This window comes from Saccharopolyspora oryzae, assembly GCF_027853915.1.
GTDB classification, from domain to species: domain Bacteria; phylum Actinomycetota; class Actinomycetes; order Mycobacteriales; family Pseudonocardiaceae; genus Saccharopolyspora; species Saccharopolyspora oryzae.
The window spans coordinates 64,984-71,343 of record NZ_JAQGLA010000033.1; the positions used below are offsets into that span (position 1 = coordinate 64,984).

Here is a 6,360-nt window from a genome sequence, read left to right on the forward strand (position 1 = left end):
GGAACCCGGAGCGCCGTCGCCCCGGTGCATCGATGGTCAACACCCGATCCCTCCCCCTGCTGGGCGATTAGTCCGATTGGGTGGGTTACCCGCGCTCGAGCACCCGGCTTCCGCACCGGACGCGTCGGATCGTGTCGAATTGGGCGGGAAGACCAACCGATGGTGCGCGGTCGTCGGCGGCGCAATCGCCCTGCAGCGGAAGATGCAGGTCGCCGGCAGTGGTCTCCGAGGCGGAAAACCCCACCGAATGGGACTATCGGGCGATGTTCGAGGCCGCACCCACCCGATGGAGTGGCGCTCACCACGGTGCGGAATTGCACAAACCATGCGCAGGTTGAAGTGTTGGGAGGCACCATTTCGTGGGCCCTCGTCCCGGTCGGATCCGGGCAGGTGCACCATGGGCGTTCGTCCGAATGGATGAATGTAGACGCGGACCGCATCACCAGCTGGGCCGGTGTGCGTCACAACGACGCGGGCGGGACCGAAAGCGGTACCCGGGCCGCGCCGTACGAGCTCCGCGGGGAGGGCTCGCAACGGGCGAGCCAGCAGCAGCGCTGCTGGCGGTCCGGCCACAGCTTCGAGAGTGAACGGGAGGGCGAAGCGGTGAAGAAGACCACCCCTGACCTGGAGACACCCATCTTCCGGGAACTGAACGAAGAACTCGGCGCACTGCCGGAGATCGACATCCACGACTTCGACGAGCACGCGTTCGACTTCCTCCGCGAGTACGACGCTCAGGCTCAGGAAGAGACCAGCTCCGAAGCGACCGCCGAGCCGGTCGCTGCCGCCTCAGCTGCCTCGGGCTCCAAGTCCAAGTCCGGTTCCCGCCGTGGTGGTCGCCGCCGCAAGGGCGACTGACGTCCCGCCGAGCCCTGCCGAACGGCTAGGCCACAAGACCTGAGAGCGGCCTGCTCGCCTCGTCGAACGAGGTGGGCGGGCCGTTCTCGCTCTTCGCCGGTCGCTGTCGGTGACAGGTGTCACCATGTCCGTCATGTCGACTTGGCAGGAGTTCGCCGAAGAAGCCCCGGAGATGGCCGCGCAGGTCCGCGCGCGGTTGGAAGCCTCCCAGCACCACGTGCTGGCCACCTTGCGACGCGACGGTTCGCCGAGGGTGAGCGGCACGGAGGTCGCCTGGCGCGGCCCTGACCTGGTGCTCGGATCGATGCCGCAGTCCCGGAAGGCCGTCGATCTGCAGCGGGACGCCCGCTTCGCGCTGCACGCCAACCCCGGTGCGCCCGAGGACATGATGGGCGGGGTGGACGTGAAGCTCGCCGGCCGGGCCGAGGAGGTCACCGACGACGAGCAGCGCGCCTGGGTCGACGAGGTCAAGCCGCCGTCGACGGAGTCCCACCTGTTCCGCCTGGACATCACCGAGGCCACCACCACGGGCGTGTCCGAGGACCAGACCCACCTGGTCATCACCACGTGGACCCCGGGTGGCGGCACCCGGACGTTCAAGCGCGCCTGACGCGTTTCCCCAGGCAGATGCTCGTGAGCACTTCGGGGCGCTCTGGCACCCCGAAGTGCTCACGAACCATGACCTGCGGCGGAGCGATCAGTAGGTGATCGCCATGGCCGGATTGGCGAGGAGGGCGCCCACGTCCGCGAGGAACTGGGAGCCCTGCTGGCCGTCGACCACGCGGTGGTCGAAGCTCAGCGCCAGCTGGCAGACCTTCCGCGGCACCACCTGGCCGTCGACCACCCACGGCATGTCGCGGACCGCGCCGAGCGCGAGGATCGCCGACTCACCGGGGTTGAGGATCGGCGTTCCGGTGTCGACGCCGAAGACGCCCACGTTGGTGATCGTGAACGTGCCGCCCACCATGTCCGCCGGGGTCGTCCTGCCCTCCCGCGCGGTGGTGGTCAGCTGCTCCAGCGCCTGCGCCAGCTCCTTCAGGGACTTCTGGTCGGCGTCGCGGACCTTGGGCACCACCAGGCCGCGCGGCGTGGCGGCCGCGATGCCCAGGTGCACGTAGTCCTTGTAGACGATCTCGCCAGCCGCTTCGTCCCAGGTGGCGTTGACGTCCGGGGTCCGGCGGGCCGCCAGGCAGACCGCCTTCGCCGCGAAGGCCAGCGGCGTGACCTTGACGTCGCGGAACTCCGGGTGCTTCTTGAGCTGCTCGCGCAGTTCCATCATCGGCGTGACGTCGATGGTCAGGAACTCGGTGACGTGCGGGGCGGTGAACGCGCTGTTCACCATCGCCTGCGCGGTCGCCTTGCGGACGCCCTTGATCGGCACCCGGCGCTCGCGAGCACCGGGCTCGGCGACCGGGGCGGCCGTGACCGGCGGGGCGCCCGCTGCGGACTGCACGTCCTCGCGGGTGATCACACCGCCGGAACCGGATCCGGTCAGCCCGGTCAGGTCCACGCCGAGGTCCTTGGCCAGCTTGCGCACCGGCGGCTTGGCCAGCGGCACGTAGCCACCCGCCTGGACTGCGGGTTTCGCCTCCGGCTCGGGCTTCGGCGGCGCCTCGACGGCGGCGGCCGCCGCGGCCTGCCCCTTGCGGGGGCGGCGCTTCGCGCTGGTCGTGCGCGGGCCGTAGCCGACGAGCGTGGCGATGCGCCCGTTGGACTCCTCGCCGATCTTGCCGCCGCTCGCGGCCGGTTCCGCGGTCTCCGAGCCGCCCATGTCGATCGCGATGATCGGCGAACCGACCTCCACGGTCTGGCCCGGGTCGACGAGCAGCTCGCGCACCGTGCCCGCCCACGGGCAGGGCAGCTCGACCGAGGCCTTGGCGGTCTCGATCTCCACGATCACCTGGTTGACGGTGACCGGCTCACCTGGCTTGACGCGCCAGCCCAGGATCTCCGCCTCGGTCAGCCCCTCGCCGACGTCGGGCAGCGGAAATTGCTTGATCGTCATCGAACAACTCCCTCAGTACGCCAACGAGCGGTCTACCGCGTCCAGCACCCGGTCGAGGTCGGGGAGGTAGCCCTCCTCGAGCTTGCTCGGCGGGTACGGGGTGTCGAACCCGGTCACGCGCAGCACCGGTGCCTCCAGCGAGTAGAAGCACTCCTGCTGCACCCGGGCGGCGACCTCCGAGGTCACCGACGACTCGCCGGGCGCCTCGCTGACCAGCACCAACCGGCCGGTGCGGCGCACCGACTCGAACACCGGCCCCAGGTCCAGCGGGGACAGCGAGCGCAGGTCCACGACCTCCAGCTCGGTGCCGTCCTCGGCAGCCGCGGTCGCGGCGTCCAGGCAGGTGCGCACCATCGGGCCGTAGGTGGCCACGGTGACCGCGGAACCCGGTCGCACCACCTTCGAGCTGAACAGCGGCGCCGGCGGCGTCGCCAGGTCGAGCTCGGCCTTCTCGTAGTAGCGGCGCTTCGGCTCGAAGAACAGCACCGGATCGTCGCACTCGATGGCCTGCTGCAGCATCCAGTAGGCGTCCACCGGGTTGGCGCAGGACACCACCTTCAGGCCCGCGACGTGCGCGAACAGCGATTCCGGCGACTCCGAGTGGTGCTCGACCGCGCCGATCCCGCCGCCGAAGGGCACCCGCACCACGATCGGCATCTTCACCTTGCCCTGGCTGCGGAAGTGCAGCTTGGACAGCTGGGAGACGATCTGGTCGAAGCCGGGGAAGATGAACCCGTCGAACTGGATCTCGCACACCGGGCGGAAGCCGCGGATGGCCAGCCCGACGGCGGTGCCGATGATCCCGGACTCGGCCAGCGGCGTGTCCAGCACGCGGTGCTCGCCGAAGTCCTTCTGCAGGCCGTCGGTGATCCGGAAGACGCCGCCGAGCTTGCCGACGTCCTCGCCCATGATCAGCACCTTCGGGTCGCGCTCCAGCGAAGCGCGCAGACCCAGGTTCAGGGCTTTGGCGATGGTGACGGTCTGGGTGCCCGCCGTTGCGGTCGGGCGTTCCAGTGCGGGCGCGGCCATCAGCGCACACCTCCTGCCATGGCTTCGTCGGCGAATCCGGCCAGGTACTGCAGGTAAGCCTCCCGCTGCGCGGTCAGCTGCGGGCTCTCCTCGGCGTAGACCTCGGAGAACATCCGCTCCGGTGGTGGTTCGGGCATGTTGAAGCAGAAGTCGCGCAGCCGCGCGGCCAGCTCGTCGGCCTCGGCGTCGACTCCGTCGAAGAAGTCCTGCTCGACACCGTGGTCGCGGACCAGGTGCACCCGCAGGCGCTCGATCGGGTCCTTGAGCTTCCACGCCTCGTGCTCGTCGGCGAGCCGGTAGCGGGTCGGGTCGTCGGAGGTGGTGTGCGCGTCCATCCGGTAGGTGAACGCCTCGATCAGCACCGGTCCGTTGCCCTGGCGGCACTCGTCCATCGCCCAGCGGCTGACCGCCAGGCTGGCGAGCACGTCGTTGCCGTCCACCCGGATGCCGGGGAAGCCGTAGCCGCTGGCGCGCTGGTACAGCGGGACGCGGGTCTGGCGCTCGAGCGGCTCGGAGATGGCCCACTGGTTGTTCTGGCAGAAGAACACCACCGGGGCGTCGTAGACCGCCGACCAGACCATGGCCTCGTGCACGTCGCCCTGGCTGGTGGCGCCGTCGCCGAAGAAGACCATGGTGGCCTCGCCGTCCTGGTCACCGACCTTGCCCTCGAAGCGCTGGCCCATCGCGTAGCCGGTGGCGTTCAGGCACTGGTTGCCGATGACGATGGTGTACAGGTGAAACCCGGTGCTGGTGGGGTCCCAGCTGCCGTGGTCGGTGCCGCGGAAGATGCCCAGCAGCTCCGTCGGGTCGATGCCGCGGCACCAGGCGACGCCGTGCTCGCGGTAGCTGGGGAACGCCATGTCCTGCGGCTGCAGCGCCCGGCCCGCCCCGATCTGGGCGGCCTCCTGGCCGAGCAGCGGGACCCAGATGCCCAGCTGGCCCTGCCGCTGCAGCGCGTTTCCCTCGCGGTCGGCGCGGCGGACCAGCACCATGTCCCGGTACAGGTCGCGCAGCTGCGCGGTGGAGATGTCCAGGTCGAAGTCGGGGTGCTCGACCCGCTGACCTTCAGGGGTGAGGAGCTGTACGAGGTCAGCTCCACCTTCGCTCGTGGCGCGCAAACCGGCGATCACCTGCTCCCGTGTGGGTTTCGCTGCGGTAGCGGCAGGGGGGCCGGCGGTGCCTTCGGTTTCCGGTCGCGTCCATTGCTCGGGGGACATGCGTGATCTCCTCGTGTCGCGCCGGACCACGTCGCTTGTGGCGTCGTGGCCGACAGTCCCGGCCGTACCACCGGCGACCTGGTGGGTCACCCGGGTGCGCGTCCGGGGCGGTTGGATCGCTCCCCGCCATCCTGGCACGAAATCCGCCCTCTTAGTGAGCCCTGCCACAGGGGGCCTGCTCGACCGCGGCGCGGCCGACCTGCCCTCCGCAGATCACCGTAGATCGCCGCCGGCCAGGACGAATCCGCAGGTCATCGAAGTAATGGAGGTCCGACTAACGATTTGTGGACCATCGCAGTGCCGATATTCGAACCGCCCGGGAAGATCCTTCCGGCTCGGTGTCCGTTTTGTTAAATTGATCGGCATCTGCTCCTCGGGGGGAGGGTCGGCCCCGTGGGTGGCACCGAAGCGGGACACCGAGCACCCGAGCGGACCGGTGACCTCGACGAGTTCGCGCGCATCATCGAGACGCTCGGCAGAGCGCTGACCCGGCCGGAGTGCGACAAACTGGGCAGGTGGGCGAGTACGCGAACCTGCTGACGTTGCCGGACGAGTTCGCACTGCTGCTGCACAAGCCCAACGGGTCGCACTACGTCAGCGCGAACCCGAACACCGCCACCGCAGCGGCCGAGATCGGCGAGCTGGTCCTGCGCGGGCGGATGGCACCGCGCGGCACCGCGATCCAGCTGCTCGACGCCGCGTCCTGCGGCCAGCCGTGGATGGACGAGCTGCTCGCGGAGTTCCAGCGCGCGGCCGGGCGCGACAACCTCCCGGTGGAGCTGAGCTGGTGGCTGCCGATGCGCACCACCGCGTTCCTCGCGCACCGGTCGGTGCTGGTCGACCGCGGAGTCCTGCGCCGGGAGCGGCGGACGTTCCTCGGTTTCCTCCCCGACGACCGCTACCACCCGGACCGGGCCATCCGCGGCGCTCTGCTGGCCGAACTGCACGCCCTGGCGCGCGATGAGCTGCCGATCGACGGACGCCTGGCGCTGCTGGGCACGCTGGTCCACCGCAGCGGTCTGGTCCACGCCCTCGACTTCGACCGCGGCGAGCGCACCCGGCTGAAGTCCCTCGCCAACCGCGAGGACCTCGGCGACGACGTGACCCCAGCGGTCACCGCCGCCATCCTCGCCATGACCACCCTGCCCACCACCGTCGTCCTGGCCGACGGCTGATCGCTCCGCCCCGAGTCCGCAGTTTCAATTGAAACTGCGATCCGCCGTGCCTGGGATTTGCAGTTTCAATTGAAAC

6 protein-coding genes are annotated in these 6,360 nt (G+C 69.9%); 3 read left to right on the forward strand and 3 right to left on the reverse strand.

All coding sequences use genetic code 11. The features are described from left to right. The first annotated feature begins 291 nt into the window (after positions 1-291). Together OU415_RS20375 and OU415_RS20380 are read left to right on the forward strand one after the other, a co-directional pair. Positions 292-858 (forward strand): hypothetical protein, encoded by a 567-nt coding sequence (locus tag OU415_RS20375; RefSeq protein ID WP_270950498.1) that lies wholly within the window; start codon positions 292-294, stop codon positions 856-858. Between the two features lie 133 nt (positions 859-991). Then, positions 992-1,468: a pyridoxamine 5'-phosphate oxidase family protein gene (locus OU415_RS20380; RefSeq protein ID WP_270950499.1), complete on the forward strand. Its 477-nt coding sequence runs from the start codon at positions 992-994 to the stop codon at positions 1,466-1,468. 87 nt (positions 1,469-1,555) lie between these two features. Here OU415_RS20380 and OU415_RS20385 read toward each other — a convergent pair whose 3' ends face one another. The 3 genes from OU415_RS20385 to pdhA are packed head-to-tail and all read right to left on the reverse strand — an operon-like array spanning position 1,556 to position 5,109. Then, the gene (locus tag OU415_RS20385) at positions 1,556-2,863 is read right to left on the reverse strand and encodes a dihydrolipoamide acetyltransferase family protein (protein WP_270950500.1); all 1,308 of its coding nucleotides are present in this window, start codon (positions 2,861-2,863) and stop codon (positions 1,556-1,558) included. Between the two features lie 12 nt (positions 2,864-2,875). Then, positions 2,876-3,892: an alpha-ketoacid dehydrogenase subunit beta gene (locus OU415_RS20390; protein ID WP_270950501.1), complete on the reverse strand. Its 1,017-nt coding sequence runs from the start codon at positions 3,890-3,892 to the stop codon at positions 2,876-2,878. Next, positions 3,892-5,109, reverse strand: coding sequence for a pyruvate dehydrogenase (acetyl-transferring) E1 component subunit alpha (pdhA, locus tag OU415_RS20395; protein ID WP_270950502.1), 1,218 nt, complete (start codon positions 5,107-5,109; stop codon positions 3,892-3,894). Before pdhA ends, OU415_RS20390 begins: the two co-directional genes overlap by 1 nt. Positions 5,110-5,624: 515 nt before the next feature. On the opposite strand from pdhA, the gene OU415_RS20400 reads away from it, so the two are divergent. Next, entirely contained in the window at positions 5,625-6,284 is a 660-nt protein-coding gene (locus tag OU415_RS20400; RefSeq protein WP_270950503.1) for a GOLPH3/VPS74 family protein, read from the forward strand. The last annotated feature ends 76 nt before the right edge of the window (positions 6,285-6,360 follow it).